Source organism: Flavobacterium sp. 102 (assembly GCF_003634615.1).
In the GTDB taxonomy this organism is placed as follows: Bacteria; Bacteroidota; Bacteroidia; order Flavobacteriales; family Flavobacteriaceae; genus Flavobacterium.
Genome location: NZ_RBKX01000001.1, coordinates 3,159,159 through 3,174,615, shown reverse-complemented (window position 1 = coordinate 3,174,615; position 15,457 = coordinate 3,159,159). Strand labels below are relative to the sequence as shown.

Annotated in this window: 11 protein-coding genes; 8 read left to right on the top strand and 3 right to left on the bottom strand. The window is 35.7% G+C overall.

What is annotated here, in order from left to right; translation table 11 throughout:
• Window positions 1-291: 291 nt before the first annotated feature.
• Entirely contained in the window at window positions 292-549 is a 258-nt protein-coding gene (locus tag C8C84_RS17015; RefSeq protein WP_147406867.1) for a hypothetical protein, read from the bottom strand.
• A 471-nt stretch (window positions 550-1,020) separates the two neighbouring features.
• Between C8C84_RS17015 and C8C84_RS14005 the strand changes: the two genes are divergently transcribed.
• Together C8C84_RS14005 and C8C84_RS14000 are read left to right on the top strand one after the other, a co-directional pair.
• Window positions 1,021-1,440, top strand: coding sequence for a response regulator (locus tag C8C84_RS14005; protein WP_121314240.1), 420 nt, complete (start codon window positions 1,021-1,023; stop codon window positions 1,438-1,440).
• 92 nt (window positions 1,441-1,532) lie between these two features.
• Window positions 1,533-8,144, top strand: coding sequence for a PAS domain S-box protein (locus tag C8C84_RS14000; RefSeq protein WP_121314239.1), 6,612 nt, complete (start codon window positions 1,533-1,535; stop codon window positions 8,142-8,144).
• Between the two features lie 30 nt (window positions 8,145-8,174).
• Here C8C84_RS14000 and C8C84_RS13995 read toward each other — a convergent pair whose 3' ends face one another.
• Entirely contained in the window at window positions 8,175-9,170 is a 996-nt protein-coding gene (locus C8C84_RS13995) for a response regulator (RefSeq protein ID WP_121314238.1), read from the bottom strand.
• Window positions 9,171-9,473: 303 nt separating this feature from the next.
• The gene (locus tag C8C84_RS13990; RefSeq protein ID WP_158592577.1) at window positions 9,474-9,899 is read right to left on the bottom strand and encodes a rhomboid family intramembrane serine protease; all 426 of its coding nucleotides are present in this window, start codon (window positions 9,897-9,899) and stop codon (window positions 9,474-9,476) included.
• Window positions 9,900-10,401: 502 nt separating this feature from the next.
• Here C8C84_RS13990 and C8C84_RS13985 point away from each other — a divergent pair.
• The 6 genes from C8C84_RS13985 to C8C84_RS13960 all read left to right on the top strand — a co-directional run bounded on the left by C8C84_RS13985 (window position 10,402) and on the right by C8C84_RS13960 (window position 15,361).
• On the top strand, window positions 10,402-11,496 hold the full coding sequence (locus C8C84_RS13985) for a sensor histidine kinase (RefSeq protein WP_121314236.1): 1,095 nt from the start codon (window positions 10,402-10,404) through the stop codon (window positions 11,494-11,496).
• Between the two features lie 2 nt (window positions 11,497-11,498).
• Entirely contained in the window at window positions 11,499-12,833 is a 1,335-nt protein-coding gene (locus tag C8C84_RS13980) for a sigma-54 dependent transcriptional regulator (RefSeq protein ID WP_121314235.1), read from the top strand.
• Between the two features lie 172 nt (window positions 12,834-13,005).
• Window positions 13,006-13,230, top strand: a complete 225-nt coding sequence (locus C8C84_RS13975) for a hypothetical protein (protein WP_121314234.1) — start codon at window positions 13,006-13,008, stop codon at window positions 13,228-13,230.
• A 6-nt stretch (window positions 13,231-13,236) separates the two neighbouring features.
• Window positions 13,237-14,511 carry a Glu/Leu/Phe/Val dehydrogenase gene (locus C8C84_RS13970; RefSeq protein ID WP_121314233.1) on the top strand — a complete coding sequence of 425 codons (1,275 nt, stop codon included), beginning with the start codon at window positions 13,237-13,239 and terminating at the stop codon, window positions 14,509-14,511.
• A 25-nt stretch (window positions 14,512-14,536) separates the two neighbouring features.
• Window positions 14,537-14,929 carry a GreA/GreB family elongation factor gene (locus tag C8C84_RS13965; RefSeq protein ID WP_121314232.1) on the top strand — a complete coding sequence of 131 codons (393 nt, stop codon included), beginning with the start codon at window positions 14,537-14,539 and terminating at the stop codon, window positions 14,927-14,929.
• 18 nt (window positions 14,930-14,947) lie between these two features.
• Window positions 14,948-15,361 carry a hypothetical protein gene (locus C8C84_RS13960; protein ID WP_121314231.1) on the top strand — a complete coding sequence of 138 codons (414 nt, stop codon included), beginning with the start codon at window positions 14,948-14,950 and terminating at the stop codon, window positions 15,359-15,361.
• The last annotated feature ends 96 nt before the right edge of the window (window positions 15,362-15,457 follow it).

The following is a 15,457-nucleotide window of genomic DNA, read 5'->3' as shown; positions in this document are numbered from 1 at the left end:
AATTTAAGTAACTTTTTTCATCTATTTTATTTTAAAATGTTAAAATAATTAACAATTGTCAATTGTTTTATTTCAACATTCAATCAATTATGTGAATGGATAAAAAAGAGCAACTACTTTGTCAGTATTTTTTAGTTAGGGATTGTTTGCAAGTTCTTCTGCACAAATTGTAGTATATATTGACCAAAAGTTTGATTTGAATTATCATTTAGGAATTGGAACCCCAATTTAGTCTGCGCTTTTTATTATTTTATCTAATCTAATCTAATCTAATCTAATGCAAGAAGTCCATTAACCAAAGATTTTGGTAGCGGTTACTTTATTCAAAGGCTTTTCAATTAAATCTACAATTAACGGATTGATTTGGGCACGATTAATATCTGCCGGGTCTATGGAAGACGAAAGCATATAGATGCTGAATTGTTCTTTAATGGGCTTTTCTAAAAGTGTTTTGGCATCTTTGGCTTGCACAATGGCCTGATTGACTTGACTGATAAAAGCATATTGTGCCGTGCGTTTGACTACTTTTTCTTCTAAGGTAGTGTTCAAAAGCCGGATATCAGCTTCTGTTAACTTTTGCCGGTTGATGGTACGGAGAAGACTTTGTATATGCCGGTCCTTTTCATTGTTTTGTTGCTTAAGTTGTTGTAGCTTAGTAGTTAAGGGTATTGAGCATTCTTCTTTATCCAGCATATAACATTTATTGTTTTAGCCATTGGATTTTAATCCAAAGGATAACGAGGTTAAACTAAGTAATTTTGGGGCTTTACAAAATTATAGCTTATTATTTGAAGCGGGTTATATAATAAAACATAAATATTACATGTTTAGGGTATTTTAATGTATCGGAAAGTCAAAACTAATGGATTTTCTTTTTTGATTTTAAGTGAACTCAAATTTATTAGGATAATATTTTTTTGTTTTTGCAGATTAATTAGTGGTTACATTAATTATTTTTACGACCTTTAAGACTTCTTTAACAAATATTGTGGTGTTTCCCCAGACACAAAAACAAAGCCTATGCCTTACAAAATACTATTAATAGAAGATAATGAGGGTGATATTTTCTTGATTAAGGAGGCTTTTAAGGAGACCAATTTTCAAGGAGATATTACTGAAATTAAAGATGGAGATGCCGCAATCGATTATTTTTTGAAAAAAAAAGCTAACGATGAGGATTTTTCCATTGATTTAGTATTGCTTGATGTCAATTTGCCCAAAAGAAACGGGCATGAGGTACTTAAATTCATTAAAAGTACTCCTTATTTAAAACACATTCCCGTAGTGGTTTTTACTACCTCTTCGGCCAAAAGTGACATCCAGAAAGCCTATAAAAATGCAGCGAATTCCTTTATTACTAAACCGATAGACTCTGAAGGTTTTCAGGAAGTGATTGCCAGAATTCAAAATTATTGGTTTTCTGTTACCCAATTACCTTAGTAATTCGAAAAGATAAATCTATATTTTATTTTTTACTTCTTTCTAAAAGAAGTATTTTTAGCTGTGAACTATAATTTGATATTTTTAAAAACATGAAAGATAGCCAACAGAAGTATAAAGTTCTTATCGATAATTCAATATCGGCCATCTTTTTTACCACACCCGAAGGAACTATACTGGAAGTTAATAAAGCTGCCGAAGAAATGTTTGGCTACACTCTAGCGGAGTTTATCCGTTTGGGACGAAAAGGGATTATTGATCATGCGGATGAAAATCTCCCAAGAATACTTAGCGAACGACAAGCCAAAGGAAAAGTTAAGTCCGAGCTCATTGGAATTAGAAAGAACGGCGAAAAATTCCCTGTTCGATTGTCTTCTGTTCTTTTTACAGGAGATGATGGCGAGCAATACAGTTGTACTACTATGACTGATATTTCAGAGCGAAAAAAATCAGAGCAAGAATTGGAGCTGATGATTAACAATACCGCAGAATCATTCGTATTGTTGGACACCAATTTGTGTGTTGTTTCCTTTAATAAACAGTTTCAAAATCTAGGCAAAAAATACTTAGGATTTGAAATAAAAAAAGGAAATTCCATCTTTGATTATGCCCAGCAGGAACGAAAAACGGCTTTGAAAGAATTGTATGCACGAGTGCTCAAAGGCTCTACAGAGAAAGCGACCATTACTATTCCAATTACTGATAGCGGTGTAAAACATTTTGAACTTACCTATTCACCTGCCAAAGATGACTACGGGACTACCATCGGTGTATTTGTTACGGCCAGAGATATAACCGATGAAACCGAGAGCCATCTCGCCATTAAAGAAACTAAAGCGGAACTCGATAAAATTATGAGTTCCTCCATCGATGTTATTTGCACTATTGATGTAGAAGGTAATTTTGTGAAAGTAAGCAGTGCTTCCGAAAAGGTTTGGGGTTACACACCCGAGGAACTTGTTGGGACAAAATATATTAAATTGGTTCATCCTGATGATGTAGAAAAGACAAAAATAAGTTCACTTGAAATTATAGCCGGTTTTGATAAAACCAATTTTCAGAACCGGTATATCAAAAAAGACGGGACTTTAGTTCCGATTGTTTGGTCAGCCAAATGGGATGATACCGAAAAAATTATGTTTTGTATCGCCAAAGATGCTACAGAAAAAGTAAAACAAGAAGCCGCACTAATAGCATCTGAGAAGCTTTATAAAAACCTTTTCGACAATAGCCCGGCTCCGATGTTTATTTTTGATTTTGAGACGTTGCAAATCGTCGACTGCAATGAAGAAACGCTATTAAAATATGGTTATTCTAAAGAAGAGTTTTTAAGCTTAACGATAAGAGATATTCGACCACCCGAAGATATAGAAAAAATTGAGAGAGTGGTAGCCAGTGAAGAAGCATATGGTCAAATACATAAAAATATTTGGCGCCACCAAAAAAAGAATGGTGAGATTATGTTTATGGATATTACGGCTCATTTGATTAATTATAAAGGGCGACGGATGTCATTTTTAATGTTGATTGATGTTACTGAAAAATTAAAGAATGAAGAGCTAAAAGAATTTGAAAAAAGAGACAAAGAAGCACTCATCAACAGTACCGATGATTTAATCTGGAGTGTTAGTAAAAATTTTAAATTAATTGCCGCCAATCAAGCGTTCCTTAATAATATTCAGTCTCAAATCGGTATAACGATTGAACCCGGTGAAAGTCTTTTGATAGAAAAGGCTTTTCCTCTGGAGTATCTCGATTTTTGGAAAGAATGTTACTCCAAAACTTTAGCCGGAATTTCCATTAAAGAAGAAGTGAAAAGTACGTCTGCTTCCGGTGATAAAGAAGTTTGGTATGATATTACTTTTAATCCCATTTACAAAGAAAAAGAAGTCGTTGGAATTGCTTGCTATGCCAAAAATATAACTGACAGTAAAAAGGCATTGAGCGTTCTGAAAGATAGAGAAGCCAAATTGAGAAGTGCTCAAGAAATAGCCAAATTGGGTTATTGGCAACGTGAAATAGCCACAGAGAATTTATTTTGGTCTTCAGAAGTATACAAGATTTGGAATTTCAATAAAAATATAAAACCCAATTTTGAATTGTTTACCTCTACCATTCATCCGGATGATCTTGAAGCCTTTATGGAAGATCAGTTGGCCGCCATAAACGGAGAAAAGGATATGGATATAGAGCATAGAATTATCCTCAAAGATGGGAAAATAAAATGGGTACATGAGAAAGGAAAGTTGCAAAAAGACAGCAATAGCAAAATTATTTATTTAGCCGGGACGGTTCAGGATGTTACTGACCGTAAGTTGACAGAGGAAAGACTCAGGGAAAGTATTCAACGCTATGAAAATGTAACCAAAGCTACTTCTGATGCTATTTGGGATTGGGATTTAGTCAATAATGTTATTTATCGGGCAGAAGGATTTAAAACCAACTTCGGATTTGATTTAGAAGAACTCAACTCACCGGACAGCAATTGGAGTAATTATATACATCCGGAGGATAGAGATTTGGCGGCTAAAAGTATTGCTGAAATCACCAGTAGTACTGAAAACCATTGGAAGCATGAATACCGAATCATACAACCCAACGGTCAAGAGGTATTTGTACAAGACAGCGCCTATTTTATTAGGGATGAGAATAATAAAGTAACGCGAATCATTGGTGCTTTAAAAGATATTTCGGAGAGTAAATACTATCACAATCTCGAAATTTTAGAAAGAGAAATATTAGAGTTGAATGCCTTAGGTAGTATTCCTTTTAATGAGGTTATAGAGAAATACATGCTGGGTATTGAAAAATTGCATGTGGGCATGCTTTGTTCCATGCAAGTGAGAAAAAGAAAACAGTTATTCAATTTGGCTTCGCCGAGTTTGCCTAAATCTTTTTTAAAAGCTATAGAAGGAGCTGAAATTGGCAATAATATGGGTTCTTGCGGAACAGCCGCTTTCCTCAGAAAAAAAGTAGTCGTTACCGATATTCCCCATGATATCAGGTGGATTAATTTTAAAGCGTTAGCCGCCAAGCATAATTTAAAAGCCTGTTGGTCCAATCCGATATTAAACTCAGAAGGAAAAGTGTTGGCTACTTTTGCGGCCTATTACAGAACCGTAAAATTCCCCACACCGTTAGAAGAAAACACGATTGGTAGGGCTTGTCATATACTTCAAGTAATTTTGGAAAGTTATCTCAAAGAAAGGGCTTTAACCGAAAGTAATATTCGGTATGAAAATGTGACTAAAGCTACTTCAGATGCCATCTGGGATTGGGACATCACTAATAATAAAATTTTTCTCGGTGAAACCTTTAATCATTTGTTCGGTAAGATGGATGACGAAATGCTATCGGATGAAGAGAAAATCGAAAAGCGTTTGCATCCGGATGAAGCGGAACAAGTGTTAGGGAGTGCCAGAGAAGCAATAAAGAGTAAGGACACCAACTGGTCTTATGAACATCGCTTTCTCAAATCGGATGGAGAGTATGCTTTTGTTTTAAATAAAGTGTTGGTGATTAGAGATGATAACGGAAAGGCTATTCAAATCATTGGTGCCCTTCAGGATATCACCGAACGAAAAGAGGCAGAAGAAGCAACTCGAAAATCGAATGAACGTTTTGAATTGATTGGGAAAGCCGCCCAGGATGCCATCTGGGAATGGGATTATGTGACCAATAAAGGTTGGGCTAATTTAGTCCACCAAGAGATGTTCGGATTGACCTTAGATAATTTGGTGCCCGAAAGAATCGAGTGGATTAATCGCCTGCACCCCGATGAACGAGAGCGTATTTTACAAAGTTATGAAAATGCCGTTGCCGCTAAAAACGATATTTTTTATGAAGAGTACCAATTAAAAACAGAAAATAAAGGTTGGATAAGTATTTCGGATCGAACCTATATTGAATATGATGAGGCCGGTATTGTCAAAAGAAAAATAGGCAGTATGACCGACATTACCCAGCGAAAACAAGAAGAACAGCAGTTGAAGTTGATGAGTTCTGTGGTCACCTATACTAATGATGCGGTAATGATTACAGAGGCAGAACCCTTTGGCGAACCCGGCCCTAAAATTATTTATGTAAACGATGCTTTTACCAAAATGACCGGTTATGCTGCTGAGGAGGTCATTGGTAAAACACCAAGACTATTGCAGGGACCAAAGTCTGATAAAAAGGAATTAAAGCGTTTGCGCCGCGCCATTGAAAACTGGGAGTCCTGCGACATCACCACCATCAATTATAAAAAAGGCGGAGAAGAATTCTGGGTGAATTTTTCTATTAGTCCTGTAGCCGATGAAAAAGGATGGTATACGCATTGGATTGCTGTAGAAAGAGATGTTACTATTCAAAAAACGACAGAGTTACAAAATGAGCTTATTGCTGACATCAGTATTGTTTTCAATGAATCTATCAAGTTGCATGAAACATTAGATAAGACATTGCGTTATATTAGTGATTTTTGCGGTTTTTGTTTGGCCGAAGCTTGGTTGAGCAGTAGTGATAGAAAGATCATCAACAAAGTCAGCAGTCACGCTGTGACGGAAAACATGAAAAGTTTCCAAGAGGAAACCAAGTTAATCTCTGCTTTCAAAAGTGGAGAAGGGTTGGCGGGTATTGCTGCCCAAACTAAAGAAATACAGATTTGGAGTAATCTCTCTAAGAAAAAAGAATTTACCCGAAATAAAGCGGCAGCAAAATTTGGTTTAAAAACAATTATGGCTATGCCTTTGCTTCATAACAATCAGGTAGTTGGAGTACTTACTTTTGGCCTTGATTATGCTATTGAAGATCATGCTAAATATTTAACATTATTTAAAACCTTAACTAATTATTTAGGACCGGAAATCAAACGAAAACAATTGGAACAAGAATTGAATCAACTCTTCAATTTTGCGCCCGATGTTATTGTAATTATTGATATGGAAGAGGGTTATTTCAAAAGAATTAATCCGGCTGCCTGCGAACTTTTGGGCTATACTGAAGAAGAGTTTTACGCTGTTCCTTTTGAAAATTTTATTCATCCTGAAGACAGAGAAAAATCAACTAATGAAGCCCAACGTTTATTGGAAGTCAACCATACTTTTTATTTTGAAAACAGGTATGTAACCAAATCCGGAAAAATAAAGTGGTTGGCGTGGAATGCTACTTATTCTAAGCAAGAAAATAGTATTTATGCGGTCGCCAAAGACATTACTGAAAAGAAAGAATTGGAAGAATTACTTCAAAAGGCCAATGAACTGGCGAGAATTGGCGGTTGGGAATTGGATTTACAAAGTAATACTGTTTTTTGGTCTGATATAACTAAAGAAATACACGAAGTTGCCCCGGATTATATTCCCCGTTTGAAAACAGGTCTTTCTTTTTATAAAAAGGGAGTTCACCGCAATAACATCAAAAAAATTATTGAGCGCGGTTTCAAAACCGGTGAATCTTGGGACGATGAGTTTCAGATTATAACCGGAAAAGGCAATGAACGTTGGGTAAGGGTTATCGGTGAAGTTGAACTTGTCAATGGAAATTACAGCAGAATTTATGGTAGTTTTCAGGATATTGATGAAAGAAAGAAAACGCAAGAGAAGATCAAGAGTAGTGAGGAGAGAAGAAAGTTAATCATGAATGCGGCCTTAGATGCTATTATTTGTATTGACAAAAAAGGAATGATTACCTTCTGGAATCCTCAAGCAGATGAAATATTTGGTTGGAGCGAAAGCGAAGTGATGGGCAAAGAGCTTTCCAAGATTATTATTCCGGAAAACTATCGTGCAATGCATGATATTGGCATGAAAAATTATTTAAAAACCGGAAAAGGAAACGCATTGAATGTATTACTCCAGCTGTCAGCGATTAGAAAAGGAGGAGAAGAGTTTCCGATAGAATTAACGGTATTGCCGATACAACAAGATGGTGAAGAGTTCTTTTGTGCTTTCATCAGAGATATTTCCCAACGTAAGATTTATGAAAGCCGTTTGATTGAGTTGAATGAAAGTTTGAAAAAGCAAAAAGCCGAATTGGTTGTTTCTAATCAGGAGTTAGAGCAGTTTGCCTATATCGCTTCTCATGATTTGCAGGAACCTTTAAGAATGGTGACCAGTTTCTTGACTTTGTTGAATAAAAAGTATGGCAACAATTTTGATGAAACGGCGACTCTTTATGTTGACTTTGCTATCGATGGTGCCAAGCGAATGCGACAACTTATTTTGGATCTTTTAGAGTATTCAAGAGTAGGAAGAACAGAGGAAATTACGGAATCTATTGACCTTAATACTTTGATTGAAGAAATAAAAATTCTGCACCGCAAACAAATTGAAGAATTAAATGCCAATATCATCACTGAGCAATCGCTCCCTGAGGTAAAATGCTACAAATCGCCGCTGTTGCAGTTGTTTCAGAATTTAATTAGTAATGCCTTGAAATACAGTCGAAAGGAGGTTACTCCGATAGTGAAAATTTCGTTTACTTCTTTTGATGATCACTGGTGTTTTGCGGTTGAGGACAATGGTATTGGTATCCACAAGGATTACTTTGATAAAATATTTGTGATTTTCCAACGTTTACACAACAAAGATGAGTATGTGGGCACGGGTATGGGATTGGCAGTCACCAAAAAGATTGTGGAGTCATTGGGCGGAAAAATTTGGTTAGAGTCGACTCTTGGTGTAGGAAGTAAATTTTATTTCACGATTCCTAAGAAAATAGTGTAATTGATAAGATTGCCCGAGCAGAAGTACTGTTTACTTTTTAAATTTATTGGTTTTATGGGTGATTTCTCTTATGATCCCATCGAGTTCGTGCGCGGATTGGGTGATGAAGTTCAGTGTTTCTTTTACTTCATGAGGAGAAGTGTGCGTTTCATTCGTAATTAAGTTTATCAAATCCATAATTCTGGCCACCGGCGCTCTGACAATATGTGACTGCATCCATTGGATTTCGGTCAACTCTTTGTTTCTGCTGTTGATGGCTTCTAAATGCTTGAGGTTTTCGGTGATGTCATTAATCAATACTACTTCGGCATTCTTGCCTTTATAAATGATGGGATTGCTGATGATTTCCACATCTATGATTTCTCCGTTTTTCTTTTTGTGTTGTACAATTTTATTAAGATACACACTATTGATTGCGTCCGCTTCTTGTTTTGTTTTATCGGAATCAGCTAAAATATCATTGTAGTTCATTTGGCTAAACTCTTCAGCATCATATCCATAATGGTTGATGGTAGCCTGATTTATCGCTTCAAAAGAATGACAAACTCTATTGTAAACCCACATGGGTTGCGGGCTAAGATGGAACAAGTCTGCATATTCTTTCTCGGCTTCAGCATGCTTTAGTATGTGCTTGTTTCTTTCGATGCTATAAATGATGCTTTTGTACAGGATCATACCATTTAAATCATCCTTGAGCAAATAATCGGAAGCGCCTAAGTTTATCGATTTGGTGGCGAAAGAAAAATCAGAATAGCCTGTGAGCACAATGAGTGGTGTAGCATTAAAAGCTACTAACATTTCAGGCATTAAAGTGTCTTTGCTCTTGTCAGGCAGGCTTAAATCTAAAAGGATTACATCTAAATTTATCGCATTATTTTCCTTGAATTCATTGGCTTGCTTAAAATTTTCGCAACGATGAATTTCAATGTTCAGAAACATTTCTTCTAAATAACTTTTTGCTAGTAAGTAATCACCCGGATTATCTTCAACTATCAAAATTTTATACAAGTTACTGTCTTTAATCATGATGCAAGGGTGGGTGGTTTAAAAAGCCATTATAAATATGGCCCTAATATACAATTATTATCAACAATAACATATTTCGTTGGCTTTGATTCGGCAAGTATTTTTATCGTAAGTGTGTTTTAGCCAGCGAGAATTATATTGTTCGATACAGTATGCACTTTGTCTTTGGGTTCACTGGTGTAGCAATCTTATCAAGATATTTTATTGTGAAAATAGTATCGAGAAGCGTTGTTATACTACTTTATACTGACCTGGAACGATTTCAATAACTTCAACGCCATTTTTTCTCCTGTTGCGCTAGGGTTAGTTTCTTTTTTTATTTTCTAGTGCTCTCTTGATAGTTTCACAACCTATTGCCCCAATGAATATACCAAAAGCTAAACCACCCATATCGGCAGAAGAATCAGAAAAGTTTTTACACTTAAAACAAAACGTAAGTCCCAATGAAAAGGAAGCAACTCCAAAATACAGCAGCTTTAGCTTTGTATCAAAGACAAAAATCTTCATGAGTGCTAAAACAAGCAGAACGCCATACAGTCCAAACACTGCTGCAGAAGCACCGGTCGTATTTACGTAATAGTTCCAACTCATACTGGTTGTGCCGCCACACAAACCACCAAATAAATAAATCACTAACCGGCGTTTCTTTTTAACTAAAGGTTCCAAACAAAGTCCCACAAAAAACAAACTAATCAAGTTGCTGATTAAAGTAGTAAAACCGTTGTTCACAAACTGATGGGTCAATAATCGCCACTATCTCGGGTTAAGGGGCTTTGCCCGGCGGCTGTGATGTAATCATCAGTATCTGTTGTGTTTTCTATTCGTTCCAAGAAGGAAAAGTTTTCAAGCGGCTTTTGTTGGTAGTCCGAGAGTTTTCGAAGGTATCAAATATATGCAGCAGCAAGGCTTTAATTTTATTTACTTTAGCATTTCAAAGTAACAGGTGTCTTTAATATAAGGATAAGTGTATGTAAGTAATATTGCCAAACAATCTGAATTTGGTCAATTAGAATGATTTTAGCGTTATCATAATATGTAACAGTAAACTATGTAATTGAATCCTGAATCAAATAAAGTAGCCTGTAATTTGGAAAAAGTACAATTTTAATTATATTCATAGCACAGAGTATTTAAAAGAAATCTTAAAATTGAGGCGTAACTTTTTAGATATGTTTTTTAAAGGTATCTTTGATAGACAGCATTTTTTCTGTGAGAATAAATAGTAAAGACCATGTTTCCCAATTCAACAAAAGAACAATTAAAAGAGCGGATTAAGGAGCTTGAATGTTTATATGAAATATCTACCATAATAAATCAAAGCGAGGGTAATGTTAACAGTACTTTTGAGGAAATATGTCTCAGTTTAAAAAAAGCATGGCGATTTCCCCATAGTGCTATTGTAGAATTGAAAGTGGAGGAATACCATATCTTTACAGATTCGTTGCCTCCAAAAACGGTTTTTCAATATGCTAAGATTTTAATCTTCAAACAGGAAATGGGTTATCTTAAAGTGCATTATCCATCACCCCAATTTTCACAAGACAACTTTTTGTCCGAAGAACTTATTTTGTTGTTTACCATTGCCAATGATATCAATGGGTATTATGAAAAGCATTTAAACAAAGAAAGAGAAGCTTTTGTAAAACAAAATGCGGAACGGGTTGACCGACTTTCTATACTCGGAGAAATAACAGCCGGTATTGCTCATGAACTGAACACACCATTGGGTAATATTTTAGGATTTTCTGAATTGATTTCCCAAAAAGAATTGGATGAACAAAGTGCACAAGATTTAAAGAAGATCATCAGCGCGGCTATATACTCTAGAGAAATAGTCAAGAAGCTTATGTTTTTTTCCTGTGAAATGCCTCGCAGTATGGAGATGCTCAAAATTGAACCTATAGTGACTCAGGTGCTCTCTTTTTTGGAACCGAAATTTAAAATGCAACAGGTGTCCTACCAACTTGACTTTGAAAATTCTAAATTGGAAGCGCGATTGGACAATATTCAGTTTACACAAGTTTTGTTCAATCTACTATTAAATTCCCTGTATGTTTCACCTGTTGGCAGTACTATATATATCAAGGTTTTTAATGATGAAAAGTTCTTTTATCTTGAAATAATTGATGAAGGACCGGGAGTTTCCATTGAAATCAAATCGAGTATTTTTGAACCTTTTTTTACCACAAAGCCTTTGGGAGATGGAACCGGATTGGGTTTAAGTGTGGTGCACGGTATTATAAAAAGCCATAAAGGCGCCATTGAAATTTCAGATAATAAACCAAACGGAGCCATTTTTAAAATAACGCTTCCTTTATACTTATAAGCATGAAACTGAATAAAGAAAATGTACTTATTGTCGATGATAATTATGATATGCTTGAACTATTGCAGCGCAATTTAAAAGCACAAAATTATCACACTTACAAAGCCTCATCAGTAGCCGAGGCTATTGGTGTCTTGGAAGAAAGTACTATTGATTTATTGATAACCGACCTTCAAATGCCGGGGATGAACGGTATAGAGTTGTTAAAGTACACAGAAGAACATTATCCGAGTCTTCCTAAGCTCGTCATAACAGGTTTTCCGACGGTTACCAGTGCATTAGATTCCATTAAAGCCGGAGCTAAAGATTATTTAGTTAAACCATTTACGAGTGAAGAGTTAAAAAAAGCCATTCAAAATGTTTTACATCGAGTGGATGGCAATAGAACGGTCGATTCGAAGATGACAAAAGTTGCCGCTATACCAGAGAACCATTATGGAGGCATGGTGGGTAAATCAGAACAGTTTTTGAAAATGATTGATGTCATTGAACGCGTTAAAAACAACAGCGCTACGGTTTTAATTTTGGGCGAAAGTGGAACCGGTAAAGAATTAGTGGCCAGAGCCATACATTATCAAGGCGTGTTTGCCAATAAACCTTTTATACCTGTAAACTGCGGAGCCATTCCGGAACATCTGATGGAGTCAGAGCTATTTGGGTATGTAAAAGGAGCTTTTACCGGAGCAAATGAGAACAGAACCGGTTTGTTTCAAGCTGCTCAAGGCGGTACCTTGTTTTTAGATGAGATAGGCACGGCTTCTTTTGCGGTACAAACCAGATTGTTAAGGGCTTTACAAGAAAAAGAGATTACGATGATTGGTTCACAGAAACCTCAAAAGATTGACGTAAGGATTATTTCTGCTACCAATAATAACTTATTTGAAATGTGTCAAAAAGGAACTTTCAGAGAAGATTTGTATTATCGCCTAAATGTGGTTCAAATAGAGACTTCTCCGTTGAGAGAACGTCCAAAAGATATACTTCCTATTGTTACTATGCTTTTAAAGAAATATGGTGCTGAATATCAGAAAAATGATATTTCACTATCTGAAAAAGCCGTTGATCTACTAGTCAGACACCCATGGCCGGGAAATGTACGAGAATTAGAAAATGTAATTCAACGCATGATAATATTGGGTGGATCAAGTTTAGACGTAGCAGATATACCGAGTTATCTCAAGTATACGTTACCATCAGAAGCCAATGGATTAAAATCGCTTAAAGAAGTGGAAAAAGAGCATATCCTTAAAGTATTGGCGGCAGTGGATAACAATAAGAGTAAAGCTGCTGAAATTCTACAAATAGACAGAAAAACACTTAGACATAAGCTTTTATAAACCCCTAAAAAGAGAGTAATATTTCCTCAATCGGGTAATTTCTCCTCACCTCATTTTATTTGTTTTTTTACAACATAGTTTATAATGTGTTGTATATCAGCGTGTTCAAAAACGTCTGGTGTTATTGGCATGCACCTTGCCTTTAGGAGATAGAAATAAAAACTAATTGATTATGAATTTAAAAGAAGAGGTTAAAAAGAATGGGTATAACACCTTAGAAAGTGTCAGTAGCACTAAAGGGCTATTGAATGGAATTATAGATACTTATAATGCAGGCATTACAGTAAATGAATCTAAAGAAAAAACATTGACAGAAGGCTTATGCGTTTCTTGTGATAATAGAGGTAATTGCCAATGGGAAGAGAATAATAAAATATACTGTGAACAATATCAATAAAGAATCATGAACAATATTGTAGAGAAAAAGACGATGTATGATACGGTCATGCAGCAATTTAATAAAACCGCTGATGCCATTAAACTGGATTCTGAAATTAGAAAGATTTTGGAAGCGACTACCAATGAAATTGTAGTTCATTTTCCGGTGAAGCTGGATGATGGCAAGATAAAAATTTTCACAGGATACAGAGTACAACACAATAATGTGCTAGGACCATACAAAGGAGGATTGCGCTATCATCCGTCATTAGATATAAACGATGCTAAAGCCTTAGCCATGTGGATGACTTGGAAAACCTCTTTAGTAGGATTGCCTTATGGAGGTGCCAAAGGAGGAATACAATTAGATCCAAGGGACTATTCTCTTTCAGAATTAGAGCGAATCAGTAGAAGGTTTACTTATGCTTTGGGCGATAATATTGGACCAGAATATGATATTCCGGCTCCTGATGTAAACACCAATGAACAAACGATGGCGTGGATTGCCGACACCTACATGTCAACAAAGTCTGCCTCAGAAAGGTCCAGAAGTAAACATGTCGTAACCGGTAAACCGGTTGGTTCAGGAGGGCTCGAGGGCAGGGACAGGGCGACCGGTTTTGGAGTTTTTTTGAATATCAAGTTATGGTATCAAAGTAAAAATGAAAGCCTGAAAGGAAAAACATTTATAGTACAAGGTTTTGGAAATGTTGGGTATTGGGTCTCTCATTTTTTAAGCGGAGAAGGCGCTGTTTTAATTGGGGTACAAGATGCTCATGCGACATTGTACCATAAAGAAGGTATTGATGTCGTTGATTTACACAATCATTGTAAACCGCGAAAAGGGTCTATAAAAGGTTTTAACGGTGCTAAAGAAATTTCTGCTGCTGATTTTTTTGGTTTGGATTGCAATATTCTCATACCTGCTGCCATGGGAAATCAAATTACAAGCGATAACGCCTATAAGATTAAAGCTAATCTTGTTGCGGAAGGAGCCAACGGACCAACAGATGCAGAAGGTGAAGCTATATTATTGAATAAAGACATCATTATTATCCCTGATATTTTATGCAATTCGGGTGGCGTAATTGGTAGCTATTTTGAATGGCTTCAAAACCGAAATGGTGAAATATGGCATTTGGAAGAGGTAATGAGCAAGTTAGAAAAAAAGATGACCGAGGTATTTAGAAAAGTGGAATCTATTGTGAAAGAAGGTAATATAGATTGGCGTTCTGCCGCTTTCATTTTGGCGATCACCCGAATTGAAACCGCATACAAGCAAAGAGGAATTTTCCCTTAAACAGTAATTTACAAAATAATGAGATATGAAATACGGAGGATTAGTAGTAGAAAAAAAAGAGTATGAAATAGTCAAGAAGATAACCTCAAAGGAGGCAAAAGCAGCCGATAGAGCACAGAAAATAGCCATCGAAAAATTATTGACTGAGTTGAAGTCTGCCAAATTGCTCTCTTCAGCCGATATGCCCAGCGACGCTGTACGTTTAAATTCAACTGTAACTTTTGTTATTGCGGATTTATTCAGAAAGAGATTCAAGATTGTTTCACCGGAGCAAAGTGATATTGCTCAAAATAAGTTATCCATACTATCACCAATGGGACTTGCTTTATTTGGCTACTCACAAGATGATGTAGTGGAGTGGCAGTTCCCATCGGGACCGAATACTATCAGGATAATTCAAGTGGATCAAGATAATTAACCTTAAATACCAAATAGAATGAAAAAGACGCAAAATAATTTTAAAGCCTGTGATTTGGAAAATATTTTCATCGACAAGGATTTTATCAGTTGGACAGAAGAACTGAATATAGTCACTGTAGAAATTGAGTTTTGTCAAAATTTATTCATTTCTATTTTGAACGATGTTGATGCTTCTTATCAATCAAAATACAATAATATTATTGAGAAGTTAAGATTGCTAAAAAATGAAAACAATCAAATAAAGAAAGAACTTTTTGCTCTTGGGATACAATTTGAAGGGTATGTAGAATGTCAAGATATGCAATGTGACAATTATTATATGGTCATGCATCTTGCCTTTAGAGACAGAATTGAACAGCATTTTTCGATTTACAGTAAACTTAAAAAGAAGTTATTACTAAAGATAAACAAGGAGAATCCGAAAAACTAAACTCTTTTTTGACAAGTTATTTTTAGATTACTTAGGTTGATTAGTTAATTGGTTGAAAACACCGCTCAGGCGGTGTTTTTTTGCTCAACTTGTCAA

Bases quoted from the DNA above. Each gene is read 5' to 3' on its own strand.
- C8C84_RS13970 (WP_121314233.1), top strand. From the start codon at position 13,237: ATGAACAATATTGTAGAGAAAAAGACGATGTATGATACGGTCATGCAG.
- C8C84_RS13975 (WP_121314234.1), top strand. From the start codon at position 13,006: ATGAATTTAAAAGAAGAGGTTAAAAAGAATGGGTATAACACCTTAGAA.
- C8C84_RS13960 (WP_121314231.1), top strand. From the start codon at position 14,948: ATGAAAAAGACGCAAAATAATTTTAAAGCCTGTGATTTGGAAAATATT.
- C8C84_RS13965 (WP_121314232.1), top strand. From the start codon at position 14,537: ATGAAATACGGAGGATTAGTAGTAGAAAAAAAAGAGTATGAAATAGTC.
- C8C84_RS13980 (WP_121314235.1), top strand. From the start codon at position 11,499: ATGAAACTGAATAAAGAAAATGTACTTATTGTCGATGATAATTATGAT.
- C8C84_RS13995 (WP_121314238.1), bottom strand. From the start codon at position 9,170: ATGATTAAAGACAGTAACTTGTATAAAATTTTGATAGTTGAAGATAAT.
- C8C84_RS14005 (WP_121314240.1), top strand. From the start codon at position 1,021: ATGCCTTACAAAATACTATTAATAGAAGATAATGAGGGTGATATTTTC.
- C8C84_RS13985 (WP_121314236.1), top strand. From the start codon at position 10,402: ATGTTTCCCAATTCAACAAAAGAACAATTAAAAGAGCGGATTAAGGAG.
- C8C84_RS14000 (WP_121314239.1), top strand. From the start codon at position 1,533: ATGAAAGATAGCCAACAGAAGTATAAAGTTCTTATCGATAATTCAATA.